The following is a 15,257-nucleotide window of genomic DNA, read 5'->3' as shown; positions in this document are numbered from 1 at the left end:
TTATTTGGCGCTACCAAACTCGTCAAACATGCCTCGATAGACAAAAAATATACTCAAAAATCCATCTTTTCTGGTAGTGTTAACAGGCCCTAGTTGGAATACGGCCCGAAACAAAGGTAAATTGGGCTCGAAAAGAACACCTGATAACCGAATAACCAAGGCTTAGTTTCATTCCCTGTAAAACCGGAAAATACTGTTCCTCTCATTGGATTATGTCCGTTAAATGACTGGTATTTCTTTTCAGGGTGTAACATTTATTCCAATTTTTCGTCTATTAATTTATGATATCCAAAGCATTAGGTATTTGTCTTTTTTGTATTTTGGATGTCTGGTACCCAACACACCAAGTTAAACTTTAACATTATTCTTCATGAAGCTAAACATTACGTTCTTAATGATGTGCCTGTTTTTCATTTCCTGTAAAAACAGCACGGAAACTACCGAAGAGAAAACGGCCGGAACTTATAAAGTTCCGGTGGAATATTATAAGCTGAACAACGGCCTTAAAGTGATTCTCTCACAGGACAAAACTTCTCCGACGGCAATAGTTGCGGTGTATTACAATATCGGTTTCCGCATAGAACCGAAAGACAGGACCGGATTTGCCCATTTATTCGAACATATGATGTTCCAGGGATCCAAGAACCTTGGGAAGATGGAATTTATCAACCTCGTACAGAAAAACGGCGGTGTGCTCAACGGTTCCACGAGGTTTGATTTTACCAATTATTTTGAGATCGTACCGTCTAATAAACTCGAAACCATGTTGTGGGCCGAAGCAGACCGGATGAAAGGACTGGATATAACCCAGGAAAACCTTACCAACCAGCAGGGAGTCGTTAAAAATGAGGTTAAGGTAAATGTACTTAACCAACCCTATGGCGGATTTCCCTGGCTTGACATGCCGCAATATGCCAACGAGAACTGGTATAACGCACATAATTTTTACGGAGATCTCGAAGACCTGGATGCCGCTAACCTTGAAGATGTGGAAGATTTTTTCAAGACGTATTACGCTCCTAACAATGCTGCATTGGCCGTTGTAGGAGATTTTGATACGGATGAGACCAGGGCGTGGATAGAAAAATATTTCGGTGGAATACCCGCTGTTGAACTGCCTGCACAGCCAGATATTTCCGAACCCGTACAGGAAGCGGAAAAACGTTTTGTAAAAGATGACTCTCTTGCCAATAAGCCCGCCATAGCCGTGGCATATAAAATGCCGGAAAGAAATACCCCGGAATATTTTGCCATGGGCCTGCTGGACCAGATACTGGCACAGGGAGATAATGCTTTGTTAAAGCGGAAACTGGTCAACGAAAAAGGATATACTTCCGGTATAAGCGGAGGAATAAACTACCTGGGAAATATGTTTAACTACAAAGGCCCCATGATTTGGATGTTTGACTTCACTTATGATAACGGTACTACCGAAGACGAAGTTATCGGTGCCGTAGACCAGGTCATGGACAGCCTGAAACTGGAGATTACTCAAAAAACGCTGGACGGGGCCGTAGTAAAAATGAGATCCAGACTTTACGATGACCTCGGAGGTACGTTTGGGGTGGGAAGGGCCGATCTGCTATGTAGTTTTGCCCTTTTTGACGATGATCCGGACAGGATCAATTCCCTGGAAGACGAATTCAAAAATATTACGCCGGAGATCATCCATAAGGCCGTCGACGATTATCTGAAGCCTGCCAACAGGACTATCCTGAGAGTTAATCCTTTATTAGCCAACGATAAAAATTCAGCGCAATGAGAAAACTTATTCTAAACTGTATATTAGCCGCCTTCGTACTCACCGCAACCGCCCAGGAAAAGGAACAACCGCCGCGGGGGGGAGCCCCCAAAGACTTTAAACTGCCCGAAAAACAGGAGATAACTCTGGATAACGGCATCCGGCTTGTTATGGTGCCTTACGGAGCCATCCCCAAAGCAACCATAAACATAACCGTAAAAACGGGAAACATACACGAACAGGAAAATGAAGTATGGCTGAGTGACCTCGTCGGTGACCTGATGGAAGAGGGGAGCACCACTAAAGACACCAGGGCAATTTCGGATGCTATGGCCTCTATGGGTGGTAACCTGAATATTTCCGTATCCAGTCACGCCACAACTCTTCATGCCAATGTACTGTCCGAATTTACCCCGAAAGCCATAACGACTATGGCGGAGGTACTGATGCATCCCAAATGGCCGGAATCGGAACTGGACCGGTTGAAAAACGACATGAAAAGAAACCTGAGCGTGCGTATGTCCAGGCCACAGGCACAGGTAACAAAGGAGTTTTATGCTTCTCTTTACCCGGACCATCCTTATGGCAGGGTATATTCTACAGATGAAATGATAGATTCCTATACTACGGGAGATATTAAGAAGTTTTATTCGGAGAATTTTGGAGCGAAACGTACGGTGATCTATGTAGTAGGCAAGTTTGACACATCTGCCGTGGAAAAAGCGGTAAAAGAGGCCCTTTCTTCATGGACAGAAGGACCTGAAGTTTCTTACCCTACTGCTACGGCTGTTACCAAAAATACAGTCAGGATTATAGACAGGCCGGGAGCTCCGCAATCTACCATCATGTACGGATTACCTACCGTAGACCCTTCCAGTCCGGATTACCTGGCGATGGATATCACCAATTCCCTTTTAGGGGGATCTTTCGGGTCCAGGATAACCAGTAATATCCGCGAAGACAAGGGGTATACCTATTCTCCGTACAGTAACCTGGACAGCCGGTATAAAACCGGTGTCTGGTATGAAGCCGCGGATGTAACCTCGGAGTTTACCGGGCCTTCCATAGCGGAAATTAAAAAAGAGATAGTAAAGCTGCAGGAAGAAGCCCCGACGGAAGAAGAACTGGAAGGGATTAAGAATTATGAATCCGGAATTTTTGTTTTGCGAAACTCCACTCCTGGAGGAATAATAGGACAATTGAATTTCCTGGATCTGCATGAACTCCCGGAGTCCTGGCTGAAGGATAAGGTAAAGAACATTTATGCCATTACCCCGGAAAAAATCCAGGAAATGACCAAAAAATATATAAAACCGGGAGAAATGACCCTTATTGTGGTAGGAGATAAAGAAAAGATCAAAGATCAGGTAGAGGAAACACTGGATAAAAGTAGTCTGAAAGAATAATTTATGTATCATATCCGGCACCTGCCGGAAGTTACCTATGTATACTAAAAGAGCAGGGAAAAACATCCCTGCTTTTTTTATGCTGTGGTTACCGTTTTGTCTTGGTATGATATTTGTTTTAAAAACTTTAATTTTACATGGTATCGTTTATTATCCATTATTAAAATAAAAGAGCCTTTATGCCATTAATATGCCGCAATAACAAGACTGCATCGGAATTCCGGTTAATTCTCGGCGAAAGTAATTTCAATCGCAGGTTTTACGGCAGGGACCGGAAAGACCGGTTTCTTACCATCGCATGGAATCGTGGAAAACCCCAAACCGTGGTTGTAGACGGTATTGCATATGATTTTCCTGAAAACAGCGTTCTGGCCCTGATAATCAACCAGACCTTTGATTTTTCAGATCCGGAATCTGTAGTGGCCTGGCAGTTTAACCGGGAGTTTTACTGTATTGTAGACCATGACAGGGAAGTGGGGTGTGTCGGGTTTTTGTTCTACGGTTCTTCTCAACTGATGTTTGTCGATATAGATGAAACGCAGCAGGATAAACTGAACACTTTGTTGAAAGTATTCCAGGAAGAATTTGAAATGAAAGATATCATACAGGAAGATATGCTTCGAGTCCTTCTCAAACGTCTCATAATTATTGTTACCAGGCTGGCCAAAAAGCAATACCTGGCCGGGGATATGAATGATGAAAAACTGGATATTATCCGCAAATTCAATTTACTGGTGGAAACTTATTATAAGAAGGAACACGGGGTTAAATTCTACGCAGACCAGTTGTGCAGGTCACCCAAAACCCTCTCTAACCTCTTTGCCATGTACAACAATAAATCTCCCCTCTCCGTGATCCAGTACCGTATTGTGCTGGAAGCAAAACGGCTGCTGATGTATACCGATAAATCCATCAAGGAAATTGCTTACGAACTGGGATATGACGATGCTGCGTATTTCAGTAACTTCTTTAAAAAACAAACTTCTTTTGCCCCTTCCGAATTTAAGAATGCGGAAGCTTCACCGGTAGTAGGAATATAAGATAAGAAGGAATTGTTATTTTGGAAAAGAGTGAACTATTCTTATCCGGAGCTTTGGATTTGAAATCCATCGTGATCGGACCTTTTTTATGATTTTTCTTAACTTCGGACATACATAATGTATTTCGGGAATTTTAGGCAAGTCATCGGGAAGTCTTTTTATGTCTCTTTTTCCCGGCAGAGAATAAATTTGCTGAAAAACAATCGGATATTCATATGCTCCGGAAATACGTGGTATGTCCGGGTAAGAATGGAATTCTTCTAAAACAATTAACAATGAAAAAAATAATTTTTGGTATTGCAATAGTAGCAGTGGTAATCATTGCCGGCATTTTTATCTTTTCCGGATCTTCGGGATCTGATGCATCGGAAGTATTTGTTTCGGATGGGAAAGCTATAAAGGGATATGATCCCGTAGCATTTTTCGAAGTGTCTGAGCCCGTTATGGGAAAGGAACAGTTTTCTTATGACTGGAACGGCGCTACCTGGCTGTTTTCCAGTAAAGAGAATATGGACAGGTTTAAAGAAAACCCCGAGGGCTACGCGCCGCAATACGGAGGATATTGTGCATACGGAACTTCACAGGGGCATAAGGCACCGGTGGAAATAGATACCTGGTCGGTAATTGATGGTAAGCTGTACTTTAATTATAATGGAAAAGTCAAGGAGACATGGGATGAAAACCGGGCGGAATTCATTTTGGAAGCTGATAAAAACTGGCCTAAAGTAAAAGGGGAGGAATAATAAACAGTTCTTTACACCTTGGCAGGAATTGAGTTAACGAAAAGAAAATATGAAAATTACCCATTGTGTGTTTTTGGACAAAATACACAATGGGTAAAAAATATCTACATAGAGCGGTGATTTGCAGCCCGTTTTTGCATGGCATCATAAACAGTACTTACTTTCTTGTCAAATTCAAGCGGTTTTTCAAAATTCGTTTTTTCGTCTTCCAGTCTTTGGTCTCCGCCAAGGACGACCCTGATCTTTTTATCCATAAGCCCTTCTAAGGTAAGTTGTGCTACGAGTTCCGGAGAGTCCATATTTCCAGTAGCGGCCGTTTCCATCATCGGTGTGTCCGTTGCTGTGGGATAGACGGTCATTACATGTATGGAAGTACCGTTGAGTTCCCTTCGCATAGCTTCGGAAAACCTGCTTACCGCAGCCTTGGTCGCAGCATAAGTAGCATAAAAAGGCATACCTATCAATCCCAGTCCGGAGGATACGTTTATAATGGCGGCCTCCTCACTATCTCTCAGTAGGGGCAGTGTGTATTTGGTAAGCAATATCAGTCCCGTTACATTGATGTTCAGTTGCGAGATAATATCTTCATCACTTGTTTTTTCCAGGGAACCTGCGCTTACTACACCTGCGTTATTAATAAGAATATCCAGTTTTCCCCATTGTTTGTTGACAGTTGTGGAAATTTGTTTTAAATCTTGAGGTTTAGCAACATCGCCGGTAAGAAAGAGGAAGTCCGCATTCGGGAAATCGGCTTTAAGAGGTTTCATTTTTTCCGCACTGCGACCTACTACCGCAAATGAGGTTACACCTTTTTGATATAATTCGTTTATGATGGCTTTTCCTATTCCGCTGGACCCTCCGGTAATTAAAACTTTTTTTGTCTTAAAATTCATGATATGATATTTTTATATGTTAGATTTCTCCATGATGTTTTTGGTCACAAATACACAGATTTGTTTTTTGTAAGACTTGTGTATAAGTTGTTTTATTAGATTCATTCATATTTTTTGTTTAACTATATGCCGATTTCCGAAGGAAACAATGACTGCATAAGCGGAACCAAAGGACGGTTGGTGATGTTTGAGAGGGTGGTTGGTTTATCCTTAATCGGTAAGGCAGCCGGATAGAAAGCATTGTATAGCATTAAAATTCCAAATTCCCGGAATTTCGGCATCCGGTTATAAAAATACGATTTAAATAACGAAAAACCCATTTCATACCTGTCTGATCAACAGTGTATAAGGATTATGTTATCACACCTGTGATTTGAAACTTGTTTTAAGAACGTTGATATCAAAGGGAGAGGGTGTGTAGCCGCTCTCCCTTGAATTAAAGTTAGTTAGTTCAGCGTAATTTTCACCACCTGGTCTAATGATGGCAGTGTTGTAAAACTGTTGGGGTTAGGTACTTCCTGTATGGGCTTTTCCTCCGGAATAACGGAACCACCCAGGTTGATTTGTGTTACACCTGCACCGGGAAACTGGTTTACAGCCGAACCATTATCATATAGTCTGACCATAGAAGAGATATCCCCGGTTTCATCTGCGGATATGCCACTGTCCCCGAGGGCAAAAAACCAGTCGTTTGAGAATCCGTACATGGTGGCTATGGCGATGTGGTCTCCTTCTTCCAGCGTCAGTTCCTGGCTTACCTTTCCACCCGCTGTTCCGTTAACGGAAGGAAGTAGGACCGTGTTTTGCGGATCGGGCAGTATATACGTTGCTTTAATTCCGTTTTTCCCGTTCAGAGAACCGGCCAGGTCCTCGGCATTTCCTGTTTGGGCCAGTAATGTCAATCCCTCACCACGGTCAGTTTCTCCTTCTTTAAAGATCGGGTTGTCTATGCCATTGTATACTACAACAAGGATGGGGGATAGTGGTGTGAAAATACCGGTGTTGTCACTAACATCATCGAAAATCTCCGAATTATCTCCCATTTCCGAAAGTTTTGTGAGTCCACTATAAGTACTTTCTCCTTCCTCATAAAGTGGTGCCGGGTTCAGGGGCGCTCCGCCTGCGATATACGAAACTGCCCATACCCCTGGACTTACCGGGGTTTCATTAGCCGTACCGCCGGAAATGTTTTCGAGAGTCAATGTAAAATAAGAGTCACCGTCATAAGTAAGTGAAACCTTTACCAGTTCGGATGCCGGCAGGTAGGGATTTCCCTGGTCGTCCGTACCGTCTACTTCACGGATAGACTTGGCCTCGGCTTCTCCCGGGTGGTCGACATCGGCGCCTGGCACCTGGTTGACCCTGCTCCCGTTATCCCAAAGTTTCAGTTCTTCCGAAACATCGCCTTCTATCGGATTGCCGTTGTCATCATAAACGGATATTCCCGGGTTTTCAGGGGCAAAGAAAAGGTCGTTGCTCCATCCGTACATGGCGGCAAAGGAAACAGTCTGTTCTTTAGCGGCCGAAAATGAAAATGATACGGATTCTCCCGGAAGGATTACCGGGGCACCCGCACCATCCCCCTCAAAAGTGCCGGACTGCACCAGGGTTTTTGCTTCAAGAACATTTTCTACGGTTAGGATAGCCATTTCGGGAACCGGGTCTCCGGAATTATCGTCATCGTCACTACACGAATATGCAAATACACTTAGCAATAGCAATGTAAGCAATTGATGTGATTTTCTGAATTTTACCATTTCTCTAATTTTTTGTATTTATAAATTATGTCTGACAAAGGTGTAAAAGCATAAAAGAGGAGGAAATAGCAATTTTTCCTCCCGGCATGTAAAAAATTCCCTTAATCCGGAAACCGTATTGTAAAGTGTTTTGGAGAAAAAGAGAAAAATGGCATAAAATATGCAGAGGGAAATATGTACAACAGGACGGGAAGTTCTTATATTTCCTGTACCGTGGTTTTAGACGTATCTTTGATATGCTTTATAAAATTAAAGAAGACAATGATGAAAAGAAAGAATATGGTAAAGATAATCAAAGGCTTATCCTTGTTTGTAGGCGTTTTTGCACTTACTGCATATACGGTATGGGAAAAAGAGAGGAATATGACAACAACCTATCCGTCCGAAGAAAAAATGATTGCCGTAAAAATGGACACGGCTACTTTTGCCGCAGGGTGTTTCTGGTGTGTGGAAACCCAGTTTCAGCAGCTTGAGGGAGTAAAAAAAGTGGTCTCCGGATTTACCGGGGGTACGGTGTCTAATCCTGCTTATAAACAGGTGATCACCGGAAAAACAGGTCACGCGGAGGCCTGTAATATTATCTACGACCCTTCGGTAATTTCATTTGATGAATTGCTCGAAGCCTTTTTTGTTGCGCACGATCCCACGCAGTTGAACCGCCAGGGAAACGATATAGGTACACAATATCGTTCTGCAATATTTTATCACAACAATACACAGAAAGATAAGGCGGAATATTATATAAAACGACTCAATGAAGAAAAAGCTTACGACAAGCCCGTGGTTACCGAGGTGACTCCTTATTCCGTTTTCTATAAAGCGGAAGATTACCACCAGGATTATTACAATCAGAACAAGTCGGAGCCCTATTGCCAGTATGTGATACAACCCAAGCTGGAAAAGTTTAAAAAGGTTTTCAAGCACAAATTAAAACACTGAGACCAGGTAATGAAGATGATAAAAAGCACCCTGTTCATGTCGATGCTACTATGGACATACTGGGGGATAAACGCGCAGGAAAATATGGATACAAAGCACAAAAATAACCCGTACTATTCGCGGACCGATACAGCACATCTCGATGTGAGTGATGCGGAATGGAAAAAGATCCTTTCCCCGGAACTATATCATGTGGCGAGAAAACAGGGAACCGAACGAGCTTTTACCGGGAAATACTGGGACAGCGATACGAAAGGAACCTATTATTGTGCGGTTTGCGGAAACCTTTTATTCCGTTCCGATGCCAAATTTGCCAGCAGTTGCGGCTGGCCCAGTTTCTTTGAAACAGAACGGGAAAACAGTGTAATTTATAAGGAAGACAACTCACACGGCATGCACCGTATAGAAGTGGAATGCGCCCGGTGTAATTCGCATTTGGGACATATCTTCGATGACGGGCCTCCGCCGACTTATAAGAGGTTTTGTATGAATTCCATATCACTGGACTTTGAGCCGGATAAGTAAAAAAAACTGCCCGAAAAGGAACGGTGTTTTAGATAGTGAGGTTGAATCCGATTAAATGGGTCTTATTCCCCAACGCCTGTCCTGATCCCGAAGAATATCGGGATTGCCCCGGGGTAGTTGATTTTTTAGGATATGGAGGTTTAACAGTATATAAGTATCTACGTACCCCGGTTGTTTATGCCGGAAACTTTTTGGAGTAGTGGCTATGACCTGAAACCCGAACTTCTGCCAAGGTCTTATGATAACTTCATTGGTGCTTATCACAATGTTGAACTGTGTACTATAGTGCCTGTTTTCCCGCTATTTTTTTCAGAACGTCAGAAAAACGCAAAATCGCAATCCTTGTATGCCCTGTGTTCATAAATTTGATGTTAAAGGGATATTCAATTCTCTTTTAGTATACCCCAAATGTGAGGTGTAAACGGTATCTTTGCATTGAATACTTTCCTAAATATCACAAACAATGCAAAATGACTTGAGCAACTACAGGAGATCTTACGAAAAGAAAGAATTGCTGGAAACCGAGGTGCCGGAAAATCCGATGGAGTTGTTCCAGACCTGGTTTTATGAAGTTGAGAAAAACGGAGGGGTAGAAGAGGCTAATGCCATGACGGTTTCTACGATTGGGCCGGACGGTTATCCGAAAAACCGGGTGGTCCTGCTCAAAAAATATACACACGAAGGGTTTATCTTTTATACGAATTACGATAGTGAAAAGGGAAAGGCTATTGCCATAAACCCCAATATTTGCCTATCCTTTTTCTGGCCCAACCTGGAACGGCAGGTTATTGTAAAAGGAGTGGCGGAGAAAGTAGCCGGGAACCTGTCTGACGGGTATTTTGAATCGCGCCCCGATGGCAGTAAACTCGGTGCTTTGGCATCTCCCCAAAGTGAAGTTGTTTCGGGTAGAGAAGAACTTGAAGCAGCATTGAAACGCCTGGAAGAAGAATTCAGGGGGAAGGAGATTCCACGTCCGGCCCATTGGGGGGGATATATAGTAAAACCCGTTTCCATAGAATTCTGGCAGGGCCGTCCGAACAGGTTACACGACCGGATACGATACACCCTTAAAAATAAACTGGATTGGAAAAAGGAACGCCTTGCTCCTTGATAAATTGTAAATAAAAGCTTATAATTATATCACGAAAGCAAATCCGTAATCGTTATGATTGTTGAAAAAATGGCTTTATGAAACAACTTACCATCATAAGACATGCCAAATCCTCCTGGGATTACAGTGTGGGAGACAGGGACAGGCCGTTAAAGGAAAAAGGGATCAATGATGCCATTCTTGTGGCTTCGCATGTGAAAGACAAGATACCCATACCAGATGTTGTATTTTCCAGCCCGGCAAACCGGGCGTTGCACACCTGTACTATTTTTTTGAGAATGCTGGATATTCCCCCGGAGAAGTTGCGATTAACCTGGGAATTATATGATTTTTCAGGGGCTTCGGTCGTTAATTTTATCCGAATGTTAAGTGACGATTGTGAAAAAGTTATGATCTTTGGCCACAATCATGCATTTACGGAAGTTTCCAATAATTTTGGGGATCGTTATACGGACAATTTGCCTACCTCGGGAATAGTACACATTACTTTTGAGGGGGACAGCTGGAAAGAGACTGGTAAAGGTACTACCAATCTGATGGTCTTTCCGAAGCATTTACGTTAATAATTTATATGGAAGTAACACAAAACCAATACGTCAACAGGGAACTTAGCTGGTTACAATTTAATGCCAGGGTATTACAGGAGGCAACGGATGAAACCGTACCGCTTATAGACAGGCTCCGGTTTCTCGGAATATTTTCCAATAACCTGGATGAGTTTTTTAAGGTGCGTTATGCAACCGTAAAACGTATAGCGCTCGCAGGCAGGAAAGGAAAGAGCGCTCTTGGAGGAGAAGTAGCCAAAGACTTGCTGGAAGATATTACCAAAATAGTTATAGAACAACAGGCAGAGAGCCAGAACATTCTTCGCTATATTGAAAAAAAGCTGGGAAAAGAGAATATTTTCATTATTAACGAAACTGAAGTATCCGAATCCCAGAAGCAATTTGTGGTGGATTACTTTGTACAGAAGGTCAGCCCGGCACTCGTAACTATTTTCCTCAACGATCTTGCGGAATTTCCGTTGCTGAAGGACAGTGCGGCCTACCTGGCGGTTAAGATGGTAATGAAAAAGGAAAACAAGATGGGAGGATTGAAAAAGATATTTTCCTCCGAACCCGATGAAATACGTTATGCACTGATCGAGATTCCGAAGGATATTGACCGCTTTGTGGTACTGCCGAAAGAAGGGGACAAAGATTACATTATTATCCTCGACGATCTTGTGAGGTATTGTATGCATACCATTTTTAATATTTTTGACTACGAATCGCTCTCTGCTCATATGATTAAAATAACCAGGGACGCGGAGCTTGACATAGACAATGACCTTAGTAAGAGTTTTATCGAAAAAATATCCAGCAGCGTTAAAGGGCGGGAAATAAGCGAACCTGTACGTTTTGTATATGACGAAAAAATAGACAAGGACACATTGCATTTCCTGAAGAATAAAATGCGGATAACGAATACGGACAGTGTCATCCCCGGAGGAAGATATCATAACCGTAGGGATTATATGAATTTCCCGAGCCTTGGCCGGCAAGACCTGTTGTATGACACATTATCACCGTTGCCGGTAGAAGGATTGAGTTTACAGGGAAGTGTGCTGGAAAGGATAGCAAAGAAAGATTATCTTCTTTTTGCCCCGTACCACACCTTTTCGTACGTTATACGTTTTCTTCGCGAAGCGGCCCTGGACCCTAAGGTAAGGACCATAAAAATCACCGTGTATCGTCTTGCCAAGGCATCCCAGGTGGCCAGTAGTCTCATTAATGCCGTAAAGAACGGTAAACAGGTAACCGTACAGATAGAGTTGCAGGCGCGTTTCGACGAAGAAGCAAATATAGAGTATGCCGAGCAATTGCAAAGCGAAGGTGTCAGGCTTATTTTCGGTGTTCCGGGCCTGAAAGTACACAGCAAAATATGCCTGATAGAAAGGGAAGAAAACGACAGGATAAAACGCTACGGGTTTATCAGCACCGGTAACTTTAATGAATCTACAGCGAAAATTTATACGGACTATACTTTGTTTACTTCCAACCAGGCCATACTGAAAGAGGTAAATACGGTTTTTGATTTCTTTGAAACAACATATAAAATAAACAAGTACAAGCACCTTGTGGTATCCCCCCATTACACGGGAAAAGTCTTTTCCAAGCTTATAGACAAGGAGATTGCCAATGTAAAGGCCGGAAAAGAGGGATACCTGAAACTGAAGATGAACAGTATCACCAATTATAAAATGGTAGATAAACTTTACGAGGCCAGTAGGGCAGGGGTAAAAATACAGATGATCGTAAGGGGGGCATGCTGCCTGGTGCCCGGGGTAAAGGGCATGAGCGAAAATATTGAGGTGATTAGTATTGTGGATAAATTTCTGGAACACCCCAGATTGTTTATCTTTGGAAACGAAGGAAATCCGAAGGTCTATATTTCTTCGGCAGATTGGATGACCAGGAATATAGATAACCGGGTGGAAGTGAGTTGTCCTATCTATGATGAAGAAATAAAGAGAGAACTCTTGGAAACCTTTGAAATAGGTTGGAGCGATAATGTAAAGGCAAGAGTTATTTCCGGCAAACAGGACAATGCCTACCGGGAAAATAACCTCCCAAAAGTACGCTCACAGTTAGCCACCTATGATTATTATGTGCAAAAATTAAAATAAAAAGCTAAGGATATATTGAAAATATAAACGGTTCGTTTTCAACTTCTTTACACTGTGGAGTTGAATGAAGACTTACGGACCGGGGACAAAGGGTCAAAGGCCCCCGCGAACAGGTTATATATGATCAGAATACGAAAATTTGCCGCTATTGATATTGGCTCCAATGCCATAAGACTATTGATTAATAACGTAATTGAAGAAACCGGGAAAGAGCCCCAGTTCAAAAAAAGCTCTCTTGTCAGGGTACCTGTCCGCCTGGGGCAGGATTCTTTTACGGTCGGGGAAATATCCAGGGGCAATGCGATTCGTATGGTAGATGCAATGAAGGCTTTTAAACTGCTGATGAAGGTACACAATGTGGAAAAATATATGGCATGTGCCACATCCGCGATGCGGGAAGCGAATAACGGTAATGAACTTGCAGCGGAAATAGAAAAAAAGTCGGGTATACGTATAGAGATCATAGACGGAAAAAAGGAGGCGGCCATTATTGCTTCTACAGACCTTCACCAGCTTATTGAATCGGAAAAATCCTATCTGTATGTGGATGTAGGAGGGGGAAGTACGGAATTTACCATATTTACGAACGGGAAAATAGCAACTTCCAGGTCCTTTAAAATAGGGACAGTGCGATTGCTTAATGAAATGGTGGAAGAAAATGTGTGGAAAGAGATAGAAAAGTGGATAAAGAAGAGTACTAAAAACCTTAAGAGTCTGTCGCTGATAGGTTCCGGAGGGAATATTAATAAACTGTACAAGATGTCCGGAAGAAAACCCGGAGAACCACTGTCTTATATCTGGTTAAATGCCCAATACCAGTTTTTGCAAAGCATCAGTTATGAGGACAGGATATCCGAACTCGGATTAAACCCGGACAGGGCGGATGTTATTATCCCGGCGACACGTATCTTTCTTTCTGCTACCAAATGGAGCGGGGCCAAAAAGATACATGTTCCCAAGATAGGTTTGTCCGACGGTATAGTAAAACTGCTTTATTACAACGATAAAGAGATCGATAATTTACCAACTTGATCTTAACCCAGCCAATCATTATATGTACTGCCAAAATAAATATCTGTGTATTGTATTGCTGTTATTAGGCATGGTTTGCCGCGTACAGGCTCAATCAGGAGAAATGAAACCTCCGGAGGGCTTTGATTCTATACAGACCGATATTCCCAAAGGCAAGGTGGAAACACTGCTGTACGCTTCGAAAACTGTGGGGACAGACCGTAAAGTTACAATATACACGCCTCCGGAATTCTCAAAAGATAAGAAATACAGTGTTTTATACCTTCTGCACGGAATAGGGGGAGATGAAACAGAATGGTATTATCACGGAAAACCCAACGTGATACTGGATAACCTTTACGCGGAAAAAAAACTTGAACCCATGATAGTGGTTATGCCCAACGGCAGAGCCATGAAAGATGACCGTGCAGGCGAAAATATATTCGATGCGGAAAAAATAATGGCTTTTTCCGATTTTGAAAATGACCTCCTGGAAGACCTGATTCCTTTTGTAGAAGCAAATTACCCGGTGTATAGCGACCGGAACAACCGCGCCCTTGCGGGTTTGTCTATGGGAGGGGGGCAAGCGCTGAATTTTGGGCTGGACCACCTGGATACATTTGCCTGGATAGGGGCTTTTTCTCCCGCTCCGAACACCAGGGCGCCGGAAAAACTTGTGCCCCGTCCGGGAGAAGTTATACGACAACTTCGCTTATTGTGGATATCCTGCGGTAATGAAGATGAGCTCTTGTATGTCAGCGAACGAACACATCAATACCTCGGTAAAAAAGGAATTCCGCACACATATTACGTAGAGCCGGGACAGCACGATTTTTCCGTCTGGAAAAACGATCTTTACCAGTTTTCCCAACTACTTTTCATGTAATTCATCCCATTAACGGGCTTATTCTAACGCCTGTCCTGAGCCCGATAAAAGGGCTCAGTACCGAAATGAGTTCGCTAATTTTGTCCTGAACTAAAAGTCTTTTGTATTCTAATTTTCCCCCGAACTCATCTTGTTCCATAAATTTCTGCGGGAATCCTCTTCATTAAAAGCATTGCGAAGTTTTTTATAAATATGGTTGTTACAGACAGATATCAGGAACGAACCGAAAGAATCCGGGTGGACTTCCGATCTTCTTTCCCAGATTTCGGCAAAAACGTCTGTGGTAATCTTCCGGCTGATCTCTTCCGATTTCAGAAAGGACAGGGTAAAGCTGTAAACACGGGAATAGTAGTGTTTGTATACCTTCATATAGGCGTTGATGTCTCCCTCCCTAAGGGATAATAATACATTTTCGGCAGTAATTTTTTCCTGAGGATTTTCCATGTTAAAATTTTACTAGATTAAACTTGTGCCAGGTGTAACTCTGTGAAATACCAGTAGGAATGCCTTTTTCATTCCATTGAACATGGTTATGAC

General features: G+C 42.6%; 14 protein-coding genes. 11 read left to right on the top strand and 3 right to left on the bottom strand.

Features of this window, described 5'->3' with window-relative positions; genetic code table 11:
• The first annotated feature begins 370 nt into the window (after positions 1-370).
• The 4 genes from ACVBDU_RS04640 to ACVBDU_RS04625 all read left to right on the top strand — a co-directional run bounded on the left by ACVBDU_RS04640 (position 371) and on the right by ACVBDU_RS04625 (position 4,930).
• Positions 371-1,762, top strand: a complete 1,392-nt coding sequence (locus ACVBDU_RS04640) for a M16 family metallopeptidase (protein WP_447178602.1) — start codon at positions 371-373, stop codon at positions 1,760-1,762.
• Entirely contained in the window at positions 1,759-3,147 is a 1,389-nt protein-coding gene (locus ACVBDU_RS04635; RefSeq protein WP_447178601.1) for a M16 family metallopeptidase, read from the top strand. Before ACVBDU_RS04640 ends, ACVBDU_RS04635 begins: the two co-directional genes overlap by 4 nt.
• Positions 3,148-3,326: 179 nt before the next feature.
• The gene (locus ACVBDU_RS04630; RefSeq protein ID WP_447178600.1) at positions 3,327-4,187 is read left to right on the top strand and encodes a helix-turn-helix domain-containing protein; all 861 of its coding nucleotides are present in this window, start codon (positions 3,327-3,329) and stop codon (positions 4,185-4,187) included.
• A 275-nt stretch (positions 4,188-4,462) separates the two neighbouring features.
• Positions 4,463-4,930: a YHS domain-containing (seleno)protein gene (locus ACVBDU_RS04625; RefSeq protein ID WP_447178599.1), complete on the top strand. Its 468-nt coding sequence runs from the start codon at positions 4,463-4,465 to the stop codon at positions 4,928-4,930.
• Positions 4,931-5,034: 104 nt separating this feature from the next.
• Here ACVBDU_RS04625 and ACVBDU_RS04620 read toward each other — a convergent pair whose 3' ends face one another.
• Together ACVBDU_RS04620 and ACVBDU_RS04615 are read right to left on the bottom strand one after the other, a co-directional pair.
• A complete protein-coding gene (locus ACVBDU_RS04620) occupies positions 5,035-5,823 on the bottom strand; it encodes an SDR family NAD(P)-dependent oxidoreductase (RefSeq protein ID WP_447178598.1) in 789 nt (262 codons plus the stop codon).
• A 446-nt stretch (positions 5,824-6,269) separates the two neighbouring features.
• Complete coding sequence (locus ACVBDU_RS04615) at positions 6,270-7,580, bottom strand: spondin domain-containing protein (protein WP_447178597.1); 1,311 nt, start codon at positions 7,578-7,580, stop codon at positions 6,270-6,272.
• Positions 7,581-7,841: 261 nt separating this feature from the next.
• Here ACVBDU_RS04615 and msrA point away from each other — a divergent pair, with 261 nt between their 5' ends.
• The 7 genes from msrA to ACVBDU_RS04580 all read left to right on the top strand — a co-directional run bounded on the left by msrA (position 7,842) and on the right by ACVBDU_RS04580 (position 14,720).
• Entirely contained in the window at positions 7,842-8,519 is a 678-nt protein-coding gene (gene msrA, locus ACVBDU_RS04610) for a peptide-methionine (S)-S-oxide reductase MsrA (protein ID WP_447178596.1), read from the top strand.
• An 84-nt stretch (positions 8,520-8,603) separates the two neighbouring features.
• On the top strand, positions 8,604-9,044 hold the full coding sequence (gene msrB / locus ACVBDU_RS04605) for a peptide-methionine (R)-S-oxide reductase MsrB (RefSeq protein WP_447178603.1): 441 nt from the start codon (positions 8,604-8,606) through the stop codon (positions 9,042-9,044).
• A 463-nt stretch (positions 9,045-9,507) separates the two neighbouring features.
• On the top strand, positions 9,508-10,155 hold the full coding sequence (gene pdxH / locus ACVBDU_RS04600; RefSeq protein WP_447178595.1) for a pyridoxamine 5'-phosphate oxidase: 648 nt from the start codon (positions 9,508-9,510) through the stop codon (positions 10,153-10,155).
• Positions 10,156-10,232: 77 nt separating this feature from the next.
• Complete coding sequence (locus ACVBDU_RS04595; RefSeq protein ID WP_447178594.1) at positions 10,233-10,718, top strand: SixA phosphatase family protein; 486 nt, start codon at positions 10,233-10,235, stop codon at positions 10,716-10,718.
• A gap of 8 nt (positions 10,719-10,726) precedes the next feature.
• On the top strand, positions 10,727-12,823 hold the full coding sequence (gene ppk1, locus ACVBDU_RS04590; protein ID WP_447178593.1) for a polyphosphate kinase 1: 2,097 nt from the start codon (positions 10,727-10,729) through the stop codon (positions 12,821-12,823).
• Between the two features lie 120 nt (positions 12,824-12,943).
• A complete protein-coding gene (locus ACVBDU_RS04585; RefSeq protein WP_447178592.1) occupies positions 12,944-13,855 on the top strand; it encodes a Ppx/GppA phosphatase family protein in 912 nt (303 codons plus the stop codon).
• A gap of 103 nt (positions 13,856-13,958) precedes the next feature.
• Positions 13,959-14,720, top strand: a complete 762-nt coding sequence (locus ACVBDU_RS04580) for an alpha/beta hydrolase (RefSeq protein WP_447178591.1) — start codon at positions 13,959-13,961, stop codon at positions 14,718-14,720.
• A gap of 108 nt (positions 14,721-14,828) precedes the next feature.
• Here ACVBDU_RS04580 and ACVBDU_RS04575 read toward each other — a convergent pair whose 3' ends face one another.
• Positions 14,829-15,164 (bottom strand): sigma-70 family RNA polymerase sigma factor, encoded by a 336-nt coding sequence (locus ACVBDU_RS04575; protein WP_447178590.1) that lies wholly within the window; start codon positions 15,162-15,164, stop codon positions 14,829-14,831.
• Positions 15,165-15,257: the final 93 nt, after the last annotated feature.

This window comes from Sinomicrobium endophyticum, from assembly GCF_052983315.1.
This window is presented reverse-complemented; position numbering and strand designations above follow the sequence as displayed.

What these genes read in the sequence shown, in the direction of transcription:
- ACVBDU_RS04640 (WP_447178602.1), top strand. Translation starts at nt 371, where the DNA reads ATGAAGCTAAACATTACGTTCTTAATGATGTGCCTGTTTTTCATTTCC.
- ACVBDU_RS04635 (WP_447178601.1), top strand. Translation starts at nt 1,759, where the DNA reads ATGAGAAAACTTATTCTAAACTGTATATTAGCCGCCTTCGTACTCACC.
- ACVBDU_RS04630 (WP_447178600.1), top strand. Translation starts at nt 3,327, where the DNA reads ATGCCATTAATATGCCGCAATAACAAGACTGCATCGGAATTCCGGTTA.
- ACVBDU_RS04625 (WP_447178599.1), top strand. Translation starts at nt 4,463, where the DNA reads ATGAAAAAAATAATTTTTGGTATTGCAATAGTAGCAGTGGTAATCATT.
- ACVBDU_RS04620 (WP_447178598.1), bottom strand. Translation starts at nt 5,823, where the DNA reads ATGAATTTTAAGACAAAAAAAGTTTTAATTACCGGAGGGTCCAGCGGA.
- ACVBDU_RS04615 (WP_447178597.1), bottom strand. Translation starts at nt 7,580, where the DNA reads ATGGTAAAATTCAGAAAATCACATCAATTGCTTACATTGCTATTGCTA.
- msrA (WP_447178596.1), top strand. Translation starts at nt 7,842, where the DNA reads ATGATGAAAAGAAAGAATATGGTAAAGATAATCAAAGGCTTATCCTTG.
- msrB (WP_447178603.1), top strand. Translation starts at nt 8,604, where the DNA reads ATGGATACAAAGCACAAAAATAACCCGTACTATTCGCGGACCGATACA.
- pdxH (WP_447178595.1), top strand. Translation starts at nt 9,508, where the DNA reads ATGCAAAATGACTTGAGCAACTACAGGAGATCTTACGAAAAGAAAGAA.
- ACVBDU_RS04595 (WP_447178594.1), top strand. Translation starts at nt 10,233, where the DNA reads ATGAAACAACTTACCATCATAAGACATGCCAAATCCTCCTGGGATTAC.
- ppk1 (WP_447178593.1), top strand. Translation starts at nt 10,727, where the DNA reads ATGGAAGTAACACAAAACCAATACGTCAACAGGGAACTTAGCTGGTTA.
- ACVBDU_RS04585 (WP_447178592.1), top strand. Translation starts at nt 12,944, where the DNA reads ATGATCAGAATACGAAAATTTGCCGCTATTGATATTGGCTCCAATGCC.
- ACVBDU_RS04580 (WP_447178591.1), top strand. Translation starts at nt 13,959, where the DNA reads ATGAAACCTCCGGAGGGCTTTGATTCTATACAGACCGATATTCCCAAA.
- ACVBDU_RS04575 (WP_447178590.1), bottom strand. Translation starts at nt 15,164, where the DNA reads ATGGAAAATCCTCAGGAAAAAATTACTGCCGAAAATGTATTATTATCC.